Below are 17539 nucleotides of genomic sequence, written 5' to 3'. Positions count from 1 at the left end.
AGGATGACAAAGCTGAAAGAGTAATACCGTGCCCCTTGGAAGCACCGAGTTAACGACAGGAGTCTTTCATGCAGCTAAGAATCGTCCGCCGTCTCTTGCCCGAGTGGGGCACGACCTATGGCCCGCCGGGGGAGGGACCGTTCCCGGCCGTGATGATCCTGCATGGCTCGGAGGGGGCCTGGTCGGGCTGGAGTCATCGCAACGCAGCCATCATGGCCGCCCATGGTTTTCTAGCCTTTCCGCTCGGCTACTCCAGCGGTGGCAACGCCTGGAACGCGGGGCATATCAACGACTACCCGCTCGACCGCAGCGTCGAAGCGCTGGCCGCACTGCGTGCATTTCCCTGCGTCGGGCCTCGCGTTGGCCTCTATGGCGTCTCGCGTGGCGCCGAGCATGCCTTATTGTTGGCTTCGCTGATGGCCAAGGAGGGGCTGGAAGGGCTTCCTGAGGCCATCGCAGCGCATAGCCCGCCGGATGTCGTCTGCGGTGCCTTCGATTCACGTAGCTATCGCGATGCGGGTGACCCCGGCTGGCAGGCCTGGGATGCCAATAATCGAGCATGGAAATGGCGAGACTCCCATGAGGGCTTGCTTCCCACAACGCCAATCGAGGTGGAGCGGTACTTGGGACCGCTTTTTCTCTCTCATGGCACCGAGGATCGCATGTGGTCGGTGGAAATGACACGGCGCCTGGAGCAGCGGCTGCAAGCGCACGGGCGCCAACCCGAAGTGCATTACTACGAAAGAGAGGACCACCTTCCCGGCAGCGCCGGCGAAAACCGGCATCATCAACTTCTGCTCGACTTCTTCGCTCGGCATCTATAACGCAGTTGTCACTTAGCTGGAGCGCTAAATTCATATGCTGCCAAGAACGGCGGTTCCTGGCAGCGATACCAGGTCGGCTTGAGCAACGTGGCCGACCGTGTCCATCAATCCCTGCTATCCTAGATATAGTGCCCAGTGCAACGAGGGCTAGGGCTAATAGAGTTCAGGGACGGACGATAAATTGAATATTTCACAACGATTTCGTTATGTAAAAAATCTTCGCGATAGCATTGCTTATACAACAAGTAAGATAATTTTCATTTATGTCGTTCTGGGCATATTGGTAGTTTCACTTGAAGTGCAGAATTTACCAGATTTTTTGAATGCAATAAAATTCAGTGACACTGATGCGGCGCGGACCTTACTCGCAACCCTTATGGCGGGAATGATTTCGCTAGTCGTGTTTAGCTTTTCAATGGTTATGTCCGTCCTTACTCAGGCGGGAAGCAATTTCTCTAATAAGCTAGTTTTTAGCCTGATGAAGGAGAAAAGACACCAGCATGTGCTTGGGCATTATCTAGGGACTATTTTATATATTTTATTTCTCCTATTGGTTCCTATGGAAGGAAGCTCGCCTGATACCTGGCGTTCCTTGGCGGTCTACTTAAGTGCGGCAATGGTGATAAACAGCCTTATGTTATTTGTTTTTTTTATTCATACCGCTTCACAGTCTGTACAAATCAATGCAATCACACAAGAATTGCTTCGATCGACGCAGGCTTCCTTGGAAAAAATGAAGAAAAGGGAAAGAAACGAGCGCTTCATAAGTGGATGCTGTGGTTCTCGCAATCAGATTGACTACGCAATATATTCCCAGGATAGCGGTTATATTCAGAGTGCGGACCTCGATGCCCTGGCAAAAATATCTCTAAATAAAGGCATGGTGATACATTTGAATTTCAGTTTTGGTGACTTTGTCGTCTCCAACTTCCCAATATTCGGAGTTGCGACTAAAAATAAACCTGACGATGAAGTTAACAATAAAATTATTTCTTGCCTTGATTATGCTGAAGGCGAGTCTACGAAAGATCATTATATCAACGGGTTTACGCAATTGATGGAGGTGGCTGTTAAGTCTCTCTCGCCTGGAATCAACGATCCTGGCACTGCAAGGCTGTGTATTCATCAAATAACGGAATTGCTCACGCAGCGTCTTAAGATAACGCCTTGCAACATGATCGTCGATTCAGATAATAAGTGCCTCGTGTCTTGGCATGAAGAAAGTTTTGATAGCTTATTGTTCCGATTGTTTAACCCTATTCTTCATTACGGGAAGGGTGATTTGAGCATATGTCTATCGCTTCTTAAGGCCTTCAAGACTTTGTCCAATTTTGCAAATGACGAAGATAAGCTAGTGATCCAGCAGCACGCTGAGCGTATAATTGACATTATTTCAAATAACTATGCGGATCCTTTGGAAGTGAAATTTGTGGAGGAGAGATTAAGCGAAGGAGTACACAAGTTAGATTTGCCAAAGAATCTTCCCCAAAGGGCGGTGGGTTGACGAATGGCTCATCTTCTTCTCTTTTCGTAGCTTCCTTCCTGTGGGTTGGTCGGGCCAGAAGGTCGGATTCTTTCGCTCGACTCATAGCCAGCGGTGTTCTGGTGTCATTGTTCTTTATGGCGCTGCTGGCCAGTGGGGCATTGTCCTTAGGTGCCGCCGGTAGCTGAGAGAAAAGCCGTCATTCCAGTGAATGACGGCTTTTGCGAGAGACTGCGTTAGACGCCACTTACGCAGCGCACCCAGGGCTTCATTCGAACCGCTTTACCCACTCTGTCACCTCGTCGCCGCTGCCCATGCCGGGCTCAACCAATCCGTCGACCATGAAGGTCGGCGTACTGTGAATGCCGTTCTGGCGGGCATACTTGGTGTGGCGCTTGATCTCGCTTTCGAGGACGGGGATCTCGAAGGCCTGGGTGAGTGCCACGCCACTGGCTTCCTCCAGGCGCTTGAGCACGTCGCTGGGTGTGGCGTCCCGGTTCGGCCCGGTGCTGTGGTTCTCGAAAACGAACTCTTCGCGGCGATCGGCCACGGCGGCCATGACCCGCTTGGCGGTCTCCCTGCCGCCTTCCAGTGTCGAGGCAGCCACGATCGCGCGGGTCACGATCGGCGAAAGCAGGTGCCAGGGCTGGGAGTTGAGCCAGATTCGTACGCTAACCTTCGATTCCCCGGCCTGTGCCAGGAAATCGTCCAGCTTGTGGAAGGTTTTCACCGAAAACGGGCAGGTCGGTTCCAGAAAGACCTCGAGCAGACGCGAGCCGTGACCCCAGACGAGCGGATCGGCGTGCCAATCGTTGGCCATAAGTCCTCCTTGATGAGTCACCGGATTGCAGGCAAAGGCGCCGTAAAGGTGCTGGCGCATGGGCGAATACCGTAAACGTAGCAGAAGGCGGGGATGATCTTCGTTTGTCGCCAGGGACACCACACGACTGGCTCGCGGCGGTTTCATTAACCGGCTATCTTTGTCGGTCTAACGCTCGTGACGCCAACCCAGGCGAAGGAGCGAGTCGTGCCATTTGTCGCCAAGGAGGTTCCATGAGCCAAGAGAGCGAATACGTTCCGCCGAAGGTCTGGAAATGGGAGAAGGAGAGCGGCGGCCAGTTTGCGAGTATCAATCGGCCCATCGCCGGGCCGACCCACGACAAGGCCCTGCCGGTCGGCAAGCATCCGTTTCAGCTCTACTCGTTGGCTACACCCAACGGGGTGAAGGCCACGGTGATGTTCGAGGAGCTGTTGGCGCTGGGCCACAAGGACGCCGAGTACGATGCCTGGCCGATCAGGATCGGCGATGGCGAGCAGTTCGGTAGCGGCTTCGTCGAAGTCAATCCCAACTCCAAGATCCCGGCGCTGATGGACCACAGCACCACGCCACCGACCCGGGTGTTCGAATCCGGCTCGATCCTGCTCTACCTGGCCGAGAAGTTCGGCGAGTTCCTGCCGAGTGATCCCGCCGGGCGCACCGAGACGCTCAACTGGTTGTTCTGGCAGATGGGCAGCGCGCCCTATCTCGGTGGCGGTTTCGGCCACTTCTACGCCTACGCGCCGATCAAGATCGAATATGCCATCGACCGTTTCACCATGGAGGCCAAGCGACAGCTCGACGTGCTGGACCGGCGCCTGGCGCAGACGCGCTATGTGGCGGGCGATGACTACACCATCGCCGATATCGCCATCTGGCCCTGGTATGGCCAATTGGTGCTGGATAGCGTCTACGAGGCGGCTGAGTTCCTGCAGGCGCAGGAGTACGAGCACGTGCAGCGCTGGGCCAGGGAGATCGATACTCGCCTAGCGGTGCAGCGTGGACGTATGGTCAACCGCACCTTCGGTGAGCCCGAGGAGCAGTTGCATGAACGCCACGACGCCAGCGACTTCGAGACGCGAACGCAGGACAAGCTCGAAGCGAGCAAGTAGGCGGTGGGCTCCGTTTGCCTGCTTGGTGTCGGTAGCGGATGATGAGCTTTCGTTCCGAGGACGCGGCCGTAGGCAGGCGTCCGTAGCGGCGAGACTACAGGGAAGGGCGACGTGTGGATGGTTGGACCTGGTTGACCTATATCGGCGTGATAACGGCCCTGATCGTCTTTCCCGGACCCGTTGCGCTGTTGTGCACGTCGCATGGATTGCGGTTCGGGCCGCAACGCACCATCGCCACCGTGCTTGGAGGCGGAGTGGCTTCGCTGGTGCTGATGTCCCTATCCGCACTCGGGCTCGGTGCCGTGCTGGCGACGTCGGAAACGGCCTTCATGTTGCTGAAGCTGGTCGGCGGCGCCTACCTGATCTACCTGGGGCTGCAGGCGTGGCTTGCCGTACCCCGGTCACCGCTGGAGGCGGCGCCTCACCCCATGCCTGGCCCGGCAGGGAAACACTCCGTGCCCGGCCTGTTCCGCCAAGGGTTCCTGGTGGGCATCGGTAACCCCAAGGACCTGCTGTTCTTTGCCGCATTGTTCCCCAATTTCATTACCGTCGGCGAGCCGCAGCTGCTGCAGTTCGTCATCCTGGCGCTGACCTGGCTGGTCATCGATACGACACTGATGACGCTATACGCCACCTTGGGGTCGGGACTCGGCCGTTGGTTCGACAGCCCGAAAAGGATGCGTGCCTTTCACCGAACGACCGGCGGGCTCTTCATGGGAGCCGGCGGTACCCTAATCGCTTCGGGACGCTAGTCTCCGTCGCGTCGATGACACCCTTTGGCAATCCTGCGAGCGACACATGCAGCTACGTCGACTGGAGCGGCACGATCTCGAAGACTGCGCGCGTCTCTATGCGCAGGTGTTCGTCGCCGAGCCGTGGAAGGAACCCTGGAATGCCGAGCGCGCCTTGGCCCGCCTCGCGCATTTTCACGATTCCCATGGTTTCGTGGGCATGCTTGCGGAAACCGATGAGCAAGGCGATATCGTGGGCTTTGCGCTGGGCACTCTTGAGCCTTTCTGCACCAACAGCCTATTTTATCTGCGCGAGATGTGCGTGAGCGCCTCTCAGCAGTCGAAGGGCGTGGGGACACAGCTGTACAGCGCCCTGGAACGGGAGCTGACGATGCGTGGCGCGGGGGCGATCTATCTCGCCACCGACCGTACCATCCCTGCCGCCGGGTTCTACCAGGGACTCGGTTTTCATTGCAGCGACAATATGGCGTTCTTCGCCAAGCGCCTTTAGGAGGCACCTCCATGTCGTGTCGGTACGCCATCATGCTGGTCGGGAGCCTGCTCGCGCTGGGAGGTTGTCAAGCCGAGGAGGCTTCGCGCACTGCCTCGAGGATCGTCCCTGAAGCGGTCGAGGTGAAGTTCGTGGAGTCCGGCTGTCCCCCCGATCGCTGCGCTGAGGTGGTGGTGAACGCGCTGCGCTTTCCCGATTCACCCGCCCTGAGCGAACGGCTGCGGCAAACGCTGCTTTCCATGAGCACGGGGTTCACCGATGGGAGCGATGAGCCGTCGACCGATTCCTGGGAAGCGTTTGCGCAGGCGTTCTTTGCCCAGGCCAAGGACGCCCGTCAGTTCGGGCCCCTGCACTCCGCCAGCCAGGCGACGCTCGAGGCGCAGATCTACGCCCAGCACGACGACCTGCTGGTCGTCGAACTCGACAGCTTCGTCTACCACGCCGGGCAAGCCCACGGTATGCCTCTGACCGAGTTCATGGTCATCGACGAGCGCCTGGGGCGCGTCGTGACGCTCGAGGAGATGCTCATCGAAGGCCGAGAGGAGGCGTTTCGCGAGGTACTGGCGCGTGCCCACCGGCGCTGGCTGGAGCAGATCGATGCCGACGAGGATTTCCGAGCCAACTGGCCGTTTAGCGAGAGTCGCAATGTCGCGCCGCTCGAGATGGGGTGGACGGTACGGTACGACGTCTACGAGATTGCCCCCTACGCCCTTGGCCAGCCGGAACTGCATATTGCCAATGACGAACTGATGGGAATCGTCAAGCCCCGCTATCTCGGCCTGACCACGGACTGATGCCGACCTAGCATATCGAGGTGATGCCACTTCTCCATTGGCAACTAAAAGATTGCATCGGAACGCACAGGAGGAAAGAGTGCAAAGAGTTCTGATAAGCGCTTGCCTGCTGGGCAGCCACGTGCGCTACGACGCGGGCGCACTGTCTCTTCCTTCCGCCATCCTCGAACGCTGGCTAGCCGAGGGGCGTGTGGTGTCGGTATGTCCCGAAGTGAGTGCCGGCATGAGCATTCCGCGCCCGCCCGCCGAGATCCGCCTGGGTGATGGGGCCTCCGTGCTCAAGGGGCAGGCAAGGGTGATCGAAAAGGCCGGGCGGGACGTGACGAGCGCATTTCGAGCCGGGGCGGAAATGGCGTTGAACCTCTGTCGACGTCACGGCATTCGAGTAGCGGTACTGGCTGAGTACAGCCCTTCCTGTGGCAGCGCTCACATCTACGATGGGCAGTTTGCGGGCACGAAAGTGCCCGGCATCGGAGTGACGACCGCCTTACTGAGAGAGAATGGAATTGCTGTGTTTGGCCAGCATGACATCGAGGCCGCGCAGCAAGCGCTTCTTACTGCCGAGGCGACATGCGATCGCTGCGACAGGTCCGATGAGGGAGAAGGAAAAGGAGAGTACACATGCTGAGTTCCGACGACCTGCGTCACCTTCGCCGCTGCGTGGCGTTGGCCACCGAGGCGCTCGAGAAGGGCGACGAACCGTTCGGCTCCGTGCTCGTCGATGGTGAGGGGCGTGTGCTGGCCGAAGATCACAACCGCGTGGCCACGGGCGACCGAACCCGGCACCCCGAATTCGAGCTGGCACGCTGGGCGGCCGCTCACATGAGCCCGGAAGAGCGTCTCGCCGCCACCGTCTACACCTCGGGGGAGCACTGCCCCATGTGCGCGGCGGCGCATGGTTGGGTCGGGCTGGGGCGTATCGTCTACGCCAGCTCTTCCGCGCAGTTGTCTACCTGGCTTGGCGAACTGGGCGTGCCGTCTGCCCCCGTGCGCCCCTTACCGATTCAGGAGGTCGCGCCGGATATCGTCGTGGAGGGGCCGGCGCCGGGCCTGGCGGAGCAGATACGCGAGCTGCACTGTCGCTTTTATGGCACTGAGCCACACTGAAGGCACCATCTCGGGCGGAGCGACAGTAGAGGAGGCATACGGCCAGAACTCGCAGCAAGCGCCAGGGAGGCTGCGCGACGATATGTCGACGCCACTGGCCGCGTGGCGTCGACTCGTAAGGTCAATTGAGTAAGAGCGAGATTAGCGAATCACGAAACCGCGGCCTACCGGATCGCGTTCATCGATCAGCCACTTGGCGTAGCCGATCAGCTCGGCGGTGCCCTGCACGCTGGGGCGGATGGCCCGGTAGCCGCCAATCTCCGTTTCGCCAAGGATCTCCCCGGTGAAGCGGCCGCTGCCGAGCAGGCCCTCGGAATGGATGGGGCGACCCACTTCCAACTCGTTGCGAGCGTGGAACATGGCCATCATGGCGCTGGTGCCGGTGCCGCCGGGGGAACGGTCTAGCTTCCCATCGGAGAATACGTGGACGTTGCGGTAGAGCGAATCCGACTGTGAGCCCTCGTGCCAGAAAGTGACGAAGTTCAGGCCGTTGATGTGCGGGTGGGTTGGATGACTAATCTTCATACGGGCGTTGAGCTCGGCCTTCACGGCCTGGCCAGCATGGGAGAAGAAACTGCCATTGTCGGGGCCGATCGGCTGCTTGTCGGCGGGCACCCGGATGATGGCGAAGAAGTTGCCCCCAAATACCAGGTCGGCGCTGAGAATGCCTAGACCGGGGACGTTCACGGGAATGTCCTGTTCCATGACGAAGGCAGGCACATTTTCGAAGCGGGTCCAGTGTACTTTGTCGGCGTCGGCTTTCACCTCGGAAACCACGGTGCCGGCGGTAGTTTCGAAGCGGATGCGAGTGAGGCCGTCTTCCTGGGCCGGCGGCGCCAGGCGGTGGGCCACCATGGCCATGGAGAGCGCAATGGTGCCGTGGCCGCACATGTCGACGAATTGCTCTCCATCGATCCACAGCATGCCGGCGTCGTGGTCGGCATCGGAGGGTGGAGTGAGAAACACGCCGAACATGTGCTGGTGGCCGCGCGGCTCGCGCATCAGACTGGTCCGTACATGGTCGTGGTGCTGCTGAAGATAACGACGCTTGTCGAGGATGTCGCCGCCAAAAGGATAGGGAATGCCACCATGCACGATGCAGGTCGGCTCGCCTTCGGTATGGGTGTAGATCACGTCGAGAAACTGCTGGTTGTTCATTGGATTTCCTGTGGCTATGGCGTTGAGGGTTTGGGTACGCGGCGCGCGGCTAGAGACCGAGCCAGCGGGGTACGCTCATGACGATGCCTTCGGGCCAAACGATCACGGCGAGAAGCACGAGCAGCATCACGGCGATGAACGGCAGGTTGGCGTGGGTAATGCGTATGACGTCGACTCTGGAAATCACGCTGGTGATGAACAGCGCGGCGCCGACGGGCGGTGTCTGCTGGCCGATGCCCCAGCACAGGATCACCACCATGGCAAATTGCAGTGGATCGATGCCGAGCAGCTGCACGCTGGGCAGGAACAGCGGCACCACGATGAACATCATGGCGATGCCGTCGAGGAAGGTGCCGGCGACGATCAACACCAGGCTCAAGATCAGCAAGAAGCCTATCGGACCCATGTCGAGGGCTGCGATGGGACCGAGTATCAGCTGGCCCAGGCTCTGGTAGGTGAAGGTGTAGCCCAGGGTATGCGCCGCGGCGGTCACGAACATCACCGCACCGGTGAGCACGGCGCTCTCCACCAACGCGAGATAGAGAGCGCGAAGTGAAAGCGAGCGGTAAAGCAGCATGCCGGCCAGCACGCCATAGGCGACCGCAACCGCGGAGGCTTCGGTGGGCGTGAAAATGCCACCCAGGATGCCACCCAATATGATGATCGGCATCATCAGGGCCGGCAAGGCGCCGATGAAGGTGCGGCCCAGCTCGCTCAGGGAGAAGGCGGATTCGATGGGATACTGTCGTTTCACCGATATCCACCAAGCCATCAGAATCAGGCCGAGGGCGGTGAGCACGCCTGCAATCAGGCCAGCGGCAAACAGCGCGCCGGTCGAAAGACCCATATAGGCGCTGAGCAGGACCATGGGCACGCTGGGTGGAATAATGATGCCGATGGTAGAGGATGACGCCGTCACTGCGGCAGTGAAGGGTGCCGAGTAACCGCGTTTGATCATCTGCGGGATCATAACGCCGCCCACGGCCGCGGTATCGGACATCGAGGTGCCGCTCATGCCGGCGAAGAACATCGAGGTCAGGATGTTCACCGCGGCCAGGCCGCCGCGAATGGCACCGACCAGGGCACGGGCCAGATCGATCAGGCGCGCCGAGATGCCGCTGTGATTCATGATCTGTCCGGCCAGGATGAACAGCGGTACCGCTAGTAGCGGAAATGACTCGGTGCCACGGTAGAGGCGCTGCACCAGAACCAGCATGTCGACACCGGAAAAGGCCAGGACGGCAATCGAGACCAGTGTTAGCGCAAAGGCAATGGGCATGGCCAGGCCGATCAGGGTCAGCAGGGCGAAAAGAATGACAAGCAGAATCATGAGGCACTCTCCTCCAGTGCGGCTTGCCGAGCGGCTTCATAGGGAGGAACCTCGGCCTTGGCGGCGGCAATGCACTGGCGAATCAGTTCCATCAGCATGCCCACGCCGGAGATGGGCACGGCGGCGTAGAACAGCCACTGGGGGGCGCCCAGCATCAGGGTGGTGCGGTGGGAGAAGGTCAGGGTCTGTTCCAGCCCCCACACCACCATGACCATGCAGACCACGCCGATGAGTGCCTGGTTGAGGAAGAACAGTATCCATTGGCCGCGGGCGGGCAGGCAGGCGGCCACCACATCGATGCGCAGGTGCGCACCCTTGCGCAGCGCCAAGTAGCCGCAAAAGAAGGTCACGTAGACCAGAAGGCCCACCAGCACTTCGGCGCTCCAGGATAGCGAGGCATTGAGTATGTAGCGTGCAATCACGGCAGCCAGGGCGAGCAGGGTGATGGCAGACAACAGCAGTGCCGCGACCGCTTCGAAAAAACGATCAAGCATGGGAGGCTCCTGCAGGGAAGTGGCGGGCCGGGGCGGCCCGCCGGACTGACACGGTGAGGCTCAGGGATGCTCAGCGATGCGCTGTACCAGCTCGCGCGCTTCGTCCGACATGTCCTCGGTAAAACGTTCCCACAGCGGTTGGGACGCTTCGATGAAGGCTTCGAGATCGACTTCGTTGACTTGCATGCCGTTCTGCTCGACCAGGTCGATAACGCTCTGGTCGGCACGCTCGCCGAAGTCGGCGGTGGCGTCGAAAGCCTTCTGTCCGCCTTCCAGCAGCGCCTGCTGCACCTCATCGGGAAGATCCTGGAAACGCGCTTCGTTCATCAGCAGGAAGCCCACGGTATAGACATGCCCCGAAAGCGAGAGGTAATCCTGCACTTCGTAGAAGCGACTGGCCTCGACCTCGACCAGCGGGTTCTCCTGGCCGTCGAAGACGCCGGTCTGCAACGCTGAGTAGAGTTCGGGATAAGGAAGCGGCGAGGCGTTGGCGCCGTAGGCGTTGAACATCTCCACCCGCTGGCGGCTACCCGGGGTGCGGATGCGCAGGCCGCTGAGGTCGTCCGGCGTTTCGATGGCGCGACGGTTGTTTGTGATGTGCCGGAAGCCGCCCTCGTAGAAGCCGATGACCCGATAACCCTGTTCCTGCAGTCGTTGCTTCAGGGCATCGCCGATTTCGCCACCGAGCACGCTGGCGACATGCTCGCGATCTCGGAACAAGTAGGGCAGCGAGAGAATGCCCATGTCCTCGTCGATGGTAGTGATTGGTGTCTCGATGGTGGCGATGTCGAGCGTGCGGGTATCCAGGGATTCGATATTGCTGACCTGGTCGCCCAAGGCGCCAGAATGGAACAGTCGGACTTCGACGCCTTCTGCGGTGGCTTCGGCCACGTGGCTAGCGAGCGTATTGAGGCCGGCCATTTGGATGCCCTGCTGGCTGCCGATCGTGGCGGCGCGCAGTTCCAGTTCGGCGGCCGTCGAGGAACCGGCAATGCCGAGGCCCACTGCCACGGCGGTCAGGAGACGCGGGAGTTTGTGCTTCATGGTGACGCTCCAGAGGTTGTTGTTGATGGGAGTCGTGTCACTGGGTGAACGAACACTTGCCTCTAGGGTAGGGCTGCGCGATGGCCGCTTATAGAAGAAAACGGACAAGAAAGGGGATGTATTGGACATGTGCCGTTCAGGCGTAAGGACTCAGGAAGCTTGGGCACCCGCCTGGTTGCGCAGCCCCTTGCGACGCGACTGCCTGGGGCTGCAGGAATAATGGGCCTGAAAGTGACGTGCCAAGTGGGACGCATCGGAGAAACCGCACTCGGCCGCGATTTCGGCGATCGAGCTGTCGGTATGTTGCAGCAACCATTCGGCATAGCGCAGGCGCATGGTCTTGAAGTAGCGCATGGGCGTAGTGCCCATCTCCTGCTGGAACAGCCTGTCGAGCTGGCGCGGGCCGAGGTTGATGCGCTCGGCCAAGGCCTGAGTGTCGAGACGTGTGTTGAGCGACTGTTCCATGGTCAATACGGCAACCCTGACACGTTCGTCGCGTATTTCCTGGATGGCTTCAAAGAAGTGGGTTTGTGGCGAGTTGGAAGTGCGCATGCCGTTGAGGATCATGTGGCGAATAGCCTGCTGCGCCTTGTCCGGCCCGCACTCACGACGGATAAGGTGCAACGCCATATCAGTGGCTCCTGATGAGCCGGCACACGTGATGACACGCACCGATTCGAGGAATAGTCGATCAGGTGTGGCGTCGATGAGGGGGAACTGCTGACGGAAATCGTTAATGACATTCCAGTGTACGCATACTCGTTGGCTCTTGAGCAACCCGGCCCGGGCAATGGCAAAAGTGCCGGTACATACACCCACCAGCTTTACACCCTGGCGATAAGCATCCTTCAGGTAGTGGCTGAGCGCCCTGTCCTCATGAGGATCGAGATAATTATTGCCACCGCACACTGCTATATGGGTGAAAAGTTTCGGATCCCGGTAGGGTGACTGCGGATGTACCTCAAGACCGCAGCTTGAGGTGACCGGCCCCGGCCCCATAATGTGCCAGCTGCAATGAATTTGTCGGCTCCTGCCACCTCTATCAGCGGCCAGCCGCAAGGAGTCGATGAAGCCGGCAAAAGCATTCAGGGTGAACAGGGGTAGCAGGATGAAGCCGACTCTCAATGGAGGTGTTTTGGCTTGCGGCATGAAAACTCATCTCGCAGGAACGTTTCGCCAGTATGCACTCAAGGAGTCCAGGCTTCGAGCGGACGTGCCTCACGCTGCATTAAGCCAACGCTGTTGCGGCTTGTTCTGTCAGTGCAGGACTCTGCCACACTTAAGGCACTTCTCAGACTGAGCGACAGTGGAGGCGTCATGGCGAGTTCGCAGCGCAAGCGGCAAGGAACGCAGAAAAAGAGGGGAGAGCTGCGTGTCGGCACGTCCGGCTACCAGTACCGGCACTGGAAGGAGCGTTTCTACCCAGGCGAGCTGACGCAGAAGGAGTGGTTCGGCTACTACGCCGAGCGCTTCGATACGGTGGAGATCAACAACACCTTCTACAACCTGCCGGAGGCCGGCACCTTCGATCAGTGGAAGGAGGCCGCGCCCGCCGGCTTCGAGTACGCGCTGAAGTTCAGCCGCTACGGCAGCCACATGAAGCGCCTCAAGGACCCGGCGCAGAGCCTGGACAAGTTCATCGAGGTCGCCCAGCGCCTCGATGGCTGTCTCGGTCCGGTGCTGGTGCAGCTGCCGCCGAGATGGAAGCCTCGACCGGAACGACTGGATGCCTTCCTGGCCGAGGCTCCGAGTCGGCATCGCTGGGCCATCGAGCTGCGCGACCCCGATTGGCTGAACGACGAGATCTACGACGTGCTGCGCCGGCACCGGGCGGCGCTGTGCATTCACGATATGCTCGAGAACCACCCGCGGGAGTACACCGCCGACTGGACCTACCTGCGCTACCACGGCAACCACTACAGCGGCAGTTATTCCCGGCAGTTCCTCACCGCCGAAGCAGAGCGCATTGCCACGCTGCTGGCAGAGGGCTGCGACGTCTACGCCTATTTCAACAACGATCAGGAGGCCGATGCGCCACGCAACGCGCTGGACCTGCGCCGCTACGTGAACGACAAGCTGTAGCGGCCGGAGCGGCGACTAGACGCGCTCTTTTCCCTCTCGCCAGCGGGCGGCCGGGTCCGCTTCCAGCGGCAGCGCTTGAGCGACACGACTGCCGTTCTCCCGGTGCTGCAAGGCAACCGCCCCCGCCGAAGCCAGCGTGATGCAGGCGATGGCCAGCCACTGCACCGGACCGAGACGTTCACCGAGAACCAAGAGGCCGGCCAGCCCGGCAACCACGGGTTCCAGGCTCTCGAGCAGTCCCACCAGGCGGGCGGGCAGCCGACGAAGGGCGGCCAGATCGAGGCTGTAGGGAATGACGGCAGAGACGATGGCGAGCCCCAGCCCCGCCAGGAGCAGGGAGGGATCGAGTAACGCCTCGCCCGATTCGCCGATGCCGAACGGCAGGGTGAGCAGCGCGGCAAAGGCGACCGCCCACGCCAGCAGGGAGCCGTCCTGGCTATTGGCCCCGGCGCTGCGATTGACCAGGAGATAGGTGCCCATGGCGGCGCCGGAGGCCAGGGCGAAGAGCAGGCCGGGCAGGGAGAAGGCAACCTGGCCGGGAAGATAGAACAGGCCGACGCCGAGGATCGCCAACCCGCACCAGGCGAGCTGGCCGCGGTGCCGGGCGGCGAACAGGGCGACCGCCAGCGGGCCGAGCAACTGAAGCGACGTGGCCATACCCAGCGGCAGGTAGGCCAGGGCCGGATAGATCAGGTTCATGCCGGCGATCGAGGCGCCGAAGGCGGTGATCAGGCCCCAGGTACGCCATGAGCGCGGGAAAGCCGGGCGCCACAGCAACAGAAGCACTGCTGCCGCCAGAGTCAGACGCAGTGACGCCACGCCCATCGGGCCGAGATAGGCGAACAGGTGCTTACCGAAGGCCTGGCCGATCTGAATGCTGACGACGCTTCCCAGCACCAGCAGCGACGCGGGTGGCCGAGACGGTGGGCGCCACGCAAGCCGAGACCGTCTCATGCCCGCTCGCCATCCGCACGCAGCAGCAACGCCCCGGCTCCCACCATGGCGCCGCCGGCCACTTGGTGGCGCCATTGCCATAGCCGGGGGCGGTTCAGCCTGGGCAGGGCGCGGCGGACGAGAAGCACCACCAGCCCCCAGTAGAGCACACCCGCCACGATGTCGATGAAACCGAGCAGCAGTATCTGCGGCCCGGCGGGCAGCCGGGTGTCGATGAACTGTGGCAGCACGCTGAGAAAGAACAGGGCCGCCTTGGGGTTGAGCGCATTGGTGATGAACGCCGCCCGAAACGGACGGAGCAAGCGTTGCGTATCGGGTACGGGGTCTGCACGTGGCGTGGCATTGGCGGCACGAAGGGGCGTTCTGCCGCCGGACAGGGCTGTTCGAAAGCCCAGCGCGATGAGATAGATCGCGCCCAGCGTCTTGATGGCGGTGAACGCCGTGGCCGAGTTCGCGGCGAGGGTAGAGAGGCCGGCGCAGGCCAGCAGCATGTGCAGGCAGAGCCCCGTCTGGGCCCCGAGCGCCGCCGCATTGCCCGAACGCCGGCTGCGGGCGGCGAAGCGCGAAATGACGACCAGGTCGGGTCCGGGAATCAGGTAGGCGATCCCGACCACGGCCAGAAACCCCAGCAGGTCAACGTTCATCTCTTCCTCCCGTGCGCCGGTGATGATGACGAGCGGCGCGTACCCGGTCGCCGCATGCCGGACAGCACCAGCTCTGGTTGGGGCGTTGTCGATGGAAGAACTGGCCGCAGCTGGGAGCGTCGCAGAAGGCCAGGCGGTAGAGCTGCTCGTCGCCAAGCAGGTCGACGACGGCATCGGCCAGCGTGGCCAGAACGTCGCGATGGGCGTCGCCCGAGCGCGCCGGCAGCCGATGGCGCTGCCGCGGTCGTTCGCCCAGCACCCGCGGCAGGGGTGTGCTCGTCACGATGGCATTGACGCGCGCGACGGCGGGCTCGGGCAACGCCTCGCCCGCCACCGCGGCGCGCAGCAGGCTGAGGGTGTCGTCGCGTAGTGCGAGGAAGGCCGAGAGCAGCCCCTCGTCGATCGTGCCGGGTTCGGGCAGCCGCTCGCGCTCGTGCCGGAACCACTCCTCCAGCGCCGCCGTGTCGCTCAGCAGCTCGGCCATCCGTTCGCCGCGTCTCCGTACCGTATTGGCCAGGTCGACGGCGAGATGATCGCCAAGCCAGTTCCATTTCTCTTCCGTCATATAGGAACGGTAGAAGGAATCATGGTTTTAAGCAATAAAACCGTGAGAAAAAGACTGGCACAGTTCGAACTGTCGAAATCGCGTCCGGCCATCCGATGACGTAACGCCAATTCCGGTAACAGTCGCTTCAAGGAGACCGATCATGCCCAGCACCATTCGTCTTCATCGTGTTCTGCGGGCCCCATGCGAGCGGGTCTATCGCGCATTCATCGATCCGGATGCTCTGGTCAAGTGGATGCCGCCCAACGGTTTCACCGCCCAGATCGAGAAGATGGAGCCGCGCGAGGGCGGCGGCTATCGCATGTCGTTCACCAATTTCTCCACGGGCCAGCGTCACTCCTTCGGCGGGGAGTACCTCGAGGTGGTGGAGGCCGAACGGCTTCGCTATGTCGATCGCTTCGATTCACCGGAACTGACCGGTGAAATGGAGGTAACCATTACCTTCGAGAAAGTCAGCGTCGGGACCGAGCTGCGGATCGTGCAGGAGAGAGTACCCGATCTTATTCCGCCCGAGGCTTGCTATCTCGGCTGGCAGGAGTCGCTCGAGCTGCTGAAGCGGCTGGTCGAGGCGGACATCCCCGACGAGTGACGCGCACGCACCGGCGGCGTTTGCCTCACCGCGTAACACCCGGCGCCTAGAGCGGCTCCCGTTAATGAAGGCTATGAAAAAGGCCCGGCATTGCCGGGCCCTTCGAAATGCTCAGATTCCTTTTCTTCAGGTTTCGTTCTCTTCTTCTCCTTGGGCGTTGTCGGTATCGTTCGGCTCGGGTTCCTCGCCTCCCTGAGTACCTTGTCCTCCCTCAACGCCTGGGGCGCCCGCTTCAATGGGGTCGTTGCTCACCTCGCCGGAGCCGCCATCGGTGCTTCCCGACTCCATCTCGCCCTCTTTTTCCTTTTCCTCTTCCCATTCGGTCCCTTGGTCGGCATTCGTTCCAGCCGACCCGGCTCCAGCCGATCCGGAAGAGCCTGCGGTACCGGAAGCGCCTTCCGTCATGGTGGAGGTGCCGCCTTGCTCGCCGGTGGCATCCGCTTCCTTGTCGTTACCAGCCGACCAGGCGAAGGGACTGGCAACCAGACCCATTGTGACTCCCAGCACGCCGATTCGCTTGAGTGCGTCGCGCGACAACATGGCATTACTCCTTGGACTTCATGTCCTGAATGCGGGCGGCTCATACCCGTGGTGGCCGCTCCGCTCCTTGGATGGCCGTGGCCTCGATGGTCGAACGCCACGGTCGCCGCCGTCCCCGGAGGTGACGGTCTCTGAAGCATAGACCGTCGACAGATATTGCGATGATGGCATTTTGTCGACTATCGCTCAGCGTCGCTGTGCACCGAGTTGTTCCCGCCGGTACCCGCCTTGCCGTTCCAGCATCCAGCCAGGGTATTCGGGGGGGAGCTGGCTGACGCGATCGAGTTCGGCGAGTTCGTCGTCGCTCAGGGTGACGCGGGTGGCGGCGATGTTGTCGTCGAGCTGGTCGACACGCTTGGCGCCGACGATCACGCTGCTCACCGCAGGCCGGTGCAGCAGCCAGGCCAGTGCGATCTGCGCGACGCTCACCTCCTTGGCTGCAGCGAAGACGCGCATCACGTCGATGCAATCGTAAGCGCGCTCCGTCGCCACCGGGGGGAAGTCGAAGTTCGCACGGCGACTGCCGGCTTCGACCTGGCCTTCGCGGCTGTACTTTCCACTGAGCAGCCCGCCGGCGAGGGGGCTCCATACCATCAGCCCCAAGCCTTCGCTCTCCAGCATGGGGACGATCTCGCGCTCCAGGTCGCGACCGGCGATGGTGTAGTACGCTTGCAGCGACTGGAAACGGTTCAGTCCCTTGCGCTCGGCGATACCCAGTGCCTTGACGATCTGCCAAGCCGCCCAGTTGGAAACCCCGATG

21 protein-coding genes are annotated in these 17539 nt (G+C 61.2%); 10 read left to right on the top strand and 11 right to left on the bottom strand.

The genetic code is table 11. The features are described from left to right. Nucleotides 1–68: 68 nt before the first annotated feature. Together CYJ07_RS15175 and CYJ07_RS15170 are read left to right on the top strand one after the other, a co-directional pair. Nucleotides 69–824 carry an alpha/beta hydrolase family protein gene (locus tag CYJ07_RS15175; RefSeq protein WP_104204559.1) on the top strand — a complete coding sequence of 252 codons (756 nt, stop codon included), beginning with the start codon at nucleotides 69–71 and terminating at the stop codon, nucleotides 822–824. A 181-nt stretch (nucleotides 825–1005) separates the two neighbouring features. Beyond that, nucleotides 1006–2328: a DUF2254 domain-containing protein gene (locus CYJ07_RS15170; protein ID WP_104204558.1), complete on the top strand. Its 1323-nt coding sequence runs from the start codon at nucleotides 1006–1008 to the stop codon at nucleotides 2326–2328. 247 nt (nucleotides 2329–2575) lie between these two features. Here the strand turns inward: CYJ07_RS15170 and CYJ07_RS15165 are convergent, their stop codons facing one another. Continuing rightward, on the bottom strand, nucleotides 2576–3127 hold the full coding sequence (locus CYJ07_RS15165) for a DsbA family protein (RefSeq protein ID WP_104204557.1): 552 nt from the start codon (nucleotides 3125–3127) through the stop codon (nucleotides 2576–2578). Between the two features lie 233 nt (nucleotides 3128–3360). Between CYJ07_RS15165 and yghU the strand changes: the two genes are divergently transcribed. The 6 genes from yghU (at nucleotide 3361) to CYJ07_RS15135 (ending at nucleotide 7379) form a co-directional block, all read left to right on the top strand. Further along, entirely contained in the window at nucleotides 3361–4236 is an 876-nt protein-coding gene (gene yghU, locus CYJ07_RS15160; protein ID WP_104204556.1) for a glutathione-dependent disulfide-bond oxidoreductase, read from the top strand. Between the two features lie 113 nt (nucleotides 4237–4349). Beyond that, the gene (locus CYJ07_RS15155; RefSeq protein WP_104204555.1) at nucleotides 4350–4988 is read left to right on the top strand and encodes a LysE family translocator; all 639 of its coding nucleotides are present in this window, start codon (nucleotides 4350–4352) and stop codon (nucleotides 4986–4988) included. 46 nt (nucleotides 4989–5034) lie between these two features. Further along, nucleotides 5035–5478 carry a GNAT family N-acetyltransferase gene (locus CYJ07_RS15150; protein ID WP_104204554.1) on the top strand — a complete coding sequence of 148 codons (444 nt, stop codon included), beginning with the start codon at nucleotides 5035–5037 and terminating at the stop codon, nucleotides 5476–5478. Nucleotides 5479–5489: 11 nt separating this feature from the next. Then, on the top strand, nucleotides 5490–6272 hold the full coding sequence (locus tag CYJ07_RS15145) for an RsiV family protein (protein WP_104204553.1): 783 nt from the start codon (nucleotides 5490–5492) through the stop codon (nucleotides 6270–6272). Nucleotides 6273–6351: 79 nt separating this feature from the next. Next, nucleotides 6352–6900 carry a 2-thiouracil desulfurase family protein gene (locus CYJ07_RS15140; RefSeq protein ID WP_104204552.1) on the top strand — a complete coding sequence of 183 codons (549 nt, stop codon included), beginning with the start codon at nucleotides 6352–6354 and terminating at the stop codon, nucleotides 6898–6900. After that, a complete protein-coding gene (locus CYJ07_RS15135; protein ID WP_104204551.1) occupies nucleotides 6894–7379 on the top strand; it encodes a nucleoside deaminase in 486 nt (161 codons plus the stop codon). Before CYJ07_RS15140 ends, CYJ07_RS15135 begins: the two co-directional genes overlap by 7 nt. Before the next feature lie 141 nt (nucleotides 7380–7520). Here CYJ07_RS15135 and CYJ07_RS15130 read toward each other — a convergent pair whose 3' ends face one another. The 5 genes from CYJ07_RS15130 to CYJ07_RS15110 form a co-directional block, all read right to left on the bottom strand. Further along, a complete protein-coding gene (locus tag CYJ07_RS15130) occupies nucleotides 7521–8537 on the bottom strand; it encodes a proline racemase family protein (protein ID WP_104204550.1) in 1017 nt (338 codons plus the stop codon). Nucleotides 8538–8586: 49 nt separating this feature from the next. Then, nucleotides 8587–9867 carry a TRAP transporter large permease gene (locus tag CYJ07_RS15125; RefSeq protein ID WP_104204549.1) on the bottom strand — a complete coding sequence of 427 codons (1281 nt, stop codon included), beginning with the start codon at nucleotides 9865–9867 and terminating at the stop codon, nucleotides 8587–8589. After that, nucleotides 9864–10361, bottom strand: coding sequence for a TRAP transporter small permease (locus tag CYJ07_RS15120; RefSeq protein ID WP_104204548.1), 498 nt, complete (start codon nucleotides 10359–10361; stop codon nucleotides 9864–9866). Before CYJ07_RS15120 ends, CYJ07_RS15125 begins: the two co-directional genes overlap by 4 nt. 60 nt (nucleotides 10362–10421) lie before the next feature. Further along, on the bottom strand, nucleotides 10422–11405 hold the full coding sequence (locus CYJ07_RS15115; RefSeq protein WP_104204547.1) for a TRAP transporter substrate-binding protein: 984 nt from the start codon (nucleotides 11403–11405) through the stop codon (nucleotides 10422–10424). A 150-nt stretch (nucleotides 11406–11555) separates the two neighbouring features. Further along, nucleotides 11556–12554: a GlxA family transcriptional regulator gene (locus tag CYJ07_RS15110; protein WP_231489652.1), complete on the bottom strand. Its 999-nt coding sequence runs from the start codon at nucleotides 12552–12554 to the stop codon at nucleotides 11556–11558. A gap of 168 nt (nucleotides 12555–12722) precedes the next feature. Here CYJ07_RS15110 and CYJ07_RS15105 point away from each other — a divergent pair, with 168 nt between their 5' ends. Then, nucleotides 12723–13487: a DUF72 domain-containing protein gene (locus tag CYJ07_RS15105; RefSeq protein ID WP_104204545.1), complete on the top strand. Its 765-nt coding sequence runs from the start codon at nucleotides 12723–12725 to the stop codon at nucleotides 13485–13487. Nucleotides 13488–13502: 15 nt separating this feature from the next. Here CYJ07_RS15105 and CYJ07_RS15100 read toward each other — a convergent pair whose 3' ends face one another. Genes CYJ07_RS15100 through CYJ07_RS15090 form a run of 3 tightly spaced genes read right to left on the bottom strand, consistent with a single transcriptional unit; the run spans nucleotide 13503 to nucleotide 15650 of the window. Next, nucleotides 13503–14441: an EamA family transporter gene (locus CYJ07_RS15100; protein ID WP_104204544.1), complete on the bottom strand. Its 939-nt coding sequence runs from the start codon at nucleotides 14439–14441 to the stop codon at nucleotides 13503–13505. Next, on the bottom strand, nucleotides 14438–15085 hold the full coding sequence (locus CYJ07_RS15095; RefSeq protein ID WP_156085512.1) for a LysE family translocator: 648 nt from the start codon (nucleotides 15083–15085) through the stop codon (nucleotides 14438–14440). Before CYJ07_RS15095 ends, CYJ07_RS15100 begins: the two co-directional genes overlap by 4 nt. Beyond that, complete coding sequence (locus CYJ07_RS15090) at nucleotides 15075–15650, bottom strand: CGNR zinc finger domain-containing protein (RefSeq protein WP_104204543.1); 576 nt, start codon at nucleotides 15648–15650, stop codon at nucleotides 15075–15077. The genes CYJ07_RS15095 and CYJ07_RS15090 overlap by 11 nt, the downstream gene beginning before the upstream one ends. Before the next feature lie 142 nt (nucleotides 15651–15792). Between CYJ07_RS15090 and CYJ07_RS15085 the strand changes: the two genes are divergently transcribed. Continuing rightward, entirely contained in the window at nucleotides 15793–16239 is a 447-nt protein-coding gene (locus tag CYJ07_RS15085) for an SRPBCC family protein (RefSeq protein ID WP_104204542.1), read from the top strand. A 126-nt stretch (nucleotides 16240–16365) separates the two neighbouring features. Here CYJ07_RS15085 and CYJ07_RS15080 read toward each other — a convergent pair whose 3' ends face one another. Continuing rightward, nucleotides 16366–16779, bottom strand: a complete 414-nt coding sequence (locus CYJ07_RS15080; RefSeq protein ID WP_104204541.1) for a hypothetical protein — start codon at nucleotides 16777–16779, stop codon at nucleotides 16366–16368. Nucleotides 16780–16965: 186 nt separating this feature from the next. Beyond that, the coding region (locus CYJ07_RS15075) for an aldo/keto reductase (protein WP_197038384.1) at nucleotides 16966–17539 on the bottom strand (574 nt) is incomplete at its 5' end.

The sequence above is a fragment of the Billgrantia saliphila genome, from assembly GCF_002930105.1.
GTDB lineage: Bacteria > Pseudomonadota > Gammaproteobacteria > Pseudomonadales > Halomonadaceae > Halomonas > Halomonas saliphila.
Note: the sequence above shows the minus strand (reverse complement) of the source record. Positions and strands in the feature narration are given on the sequence as shown.

Bases quoted from the DNA above. Each gene is read 5' to 3' on its own strand.
- CYJ07_RS15175 (WP_104204559.1), top strand. From the start codon at position 69: ATGCAGCTAAGAATCGTCCGCCGTCTCTTGCCCGAGTGGGGCACGACC.
- CYJ07_RS15165 (WP_104204557.1), bottom strand. From the start codon at position 3,127: ATGGCCAACGATTGGCACGCCGATCCGCTCGTCTGGGGTCACGGCTCG.
- yghU (WP_104204556.1), top strand. From the start codon at position 3,361: ATGAGCCAAGAGAGCGAATACGTTCCGCCGAAGGTCTGGAAATGGGAG.
- CYJ07_RS15150 (WP_104204554.1), top strand. From the start codon at position 5,035: ATGCAGCTACGTCGACTGGAGCGGCACGATCTCGAAGACTGCGCGCGT.
- CYJ07_RS15145 (WP_104204553.1), top strand. From the start codon at position 5,490: ATGTCGTGTCGGTACGCCATCATGCTGGTCGGGAGCCTGCTCGCGCTG.
- CYJ07_RS15135 (WP_104204551.1), top strand. From the start codon at position 6,894: ATGCTGAGTTCCGACGACCTGCGTCACCTTCGCCGCTGCGTGGCGTTG.
- CYJ07_RS15130 (WP_104204550.1), bottom strand. From the start codon at position 8,537: ATGAACAACCAGCAGTTTCTCGACGTGATCTACACCCATACCGAAGGC.
- CYJ07_RS15125 (WP_104204549.1), bottom strand. From the start codon at position 9,867: ATGATTCTGCTTGTCATTCTTTTCGCCCTGCTGACCCTGATCGGCCTG.
- CYJ07_RS15120 (WP_104204548.1), bottom strand. From the start codon at position 10,361: ATGCTTGATCGTTTTTTCGAAGCGGTCGCGGCACTGCTGTTGTCTGCC.
- CYJ07_RS15115 (WP_104204547.1), bottom strand. From the start codon at position 11,405: ATGAAGCACAAACTCCCGCGTCTCCTGACCGCCGTGGCAGTGGGCCTC.
- CYJ07_RS15110 (WP_231489652.1), bottom strand. From the start codon at position 12,554: ATGCCGCAAGCCAAAACACCTCCATTGAGAGTCGGCTTCATCCTGCTA.
- CYJ07_RS15105 (WP_104204545.1), top strand. From the start codon at position 12,723: ATGGCGAGTTCGCAGCGCAAGCGGCAAGGAACGCAGAAAAAGAGGGGA.
- CYJ07_RS15100 (WP_104204544.1), bottom strand. From the start codon at position 14,441: ATGAGACGGTCTCGGCTTGCGTGGCGCCCACCGTCTCGGCCACCCGCG.
- CYJ07_RS15095 (WP_156085512.1), bottom strand. From the start codon at position 15,085: ATGAACGTTGACCTGCTGGGGTTTCTGGCCGTGGTCGGGATCGCCTAC.
- CYJ07_RS15090 (WP_104204543.1), bottom strand. From the start codon at position 15,650: ATGACGGAAGAGAAATGGAACTGGCTTGGCGATCATCTCGCCGTCGAC.
- CYJ07_RS15085 (WP_104204542.1), top strand. From the start codon at position 15,793: ATGCCCAGCACCATTCGTCTTCATCGTGTTCTGCGGGCCCCATGCGAG.
- CYJ07_RS15080 (WP_104204541.1), bottom strand. From the start codon at position 16,779: ATGTTGTCGCGCGACGCACTCAAGCGAATCGGCGTGCTGGGAGTCACA.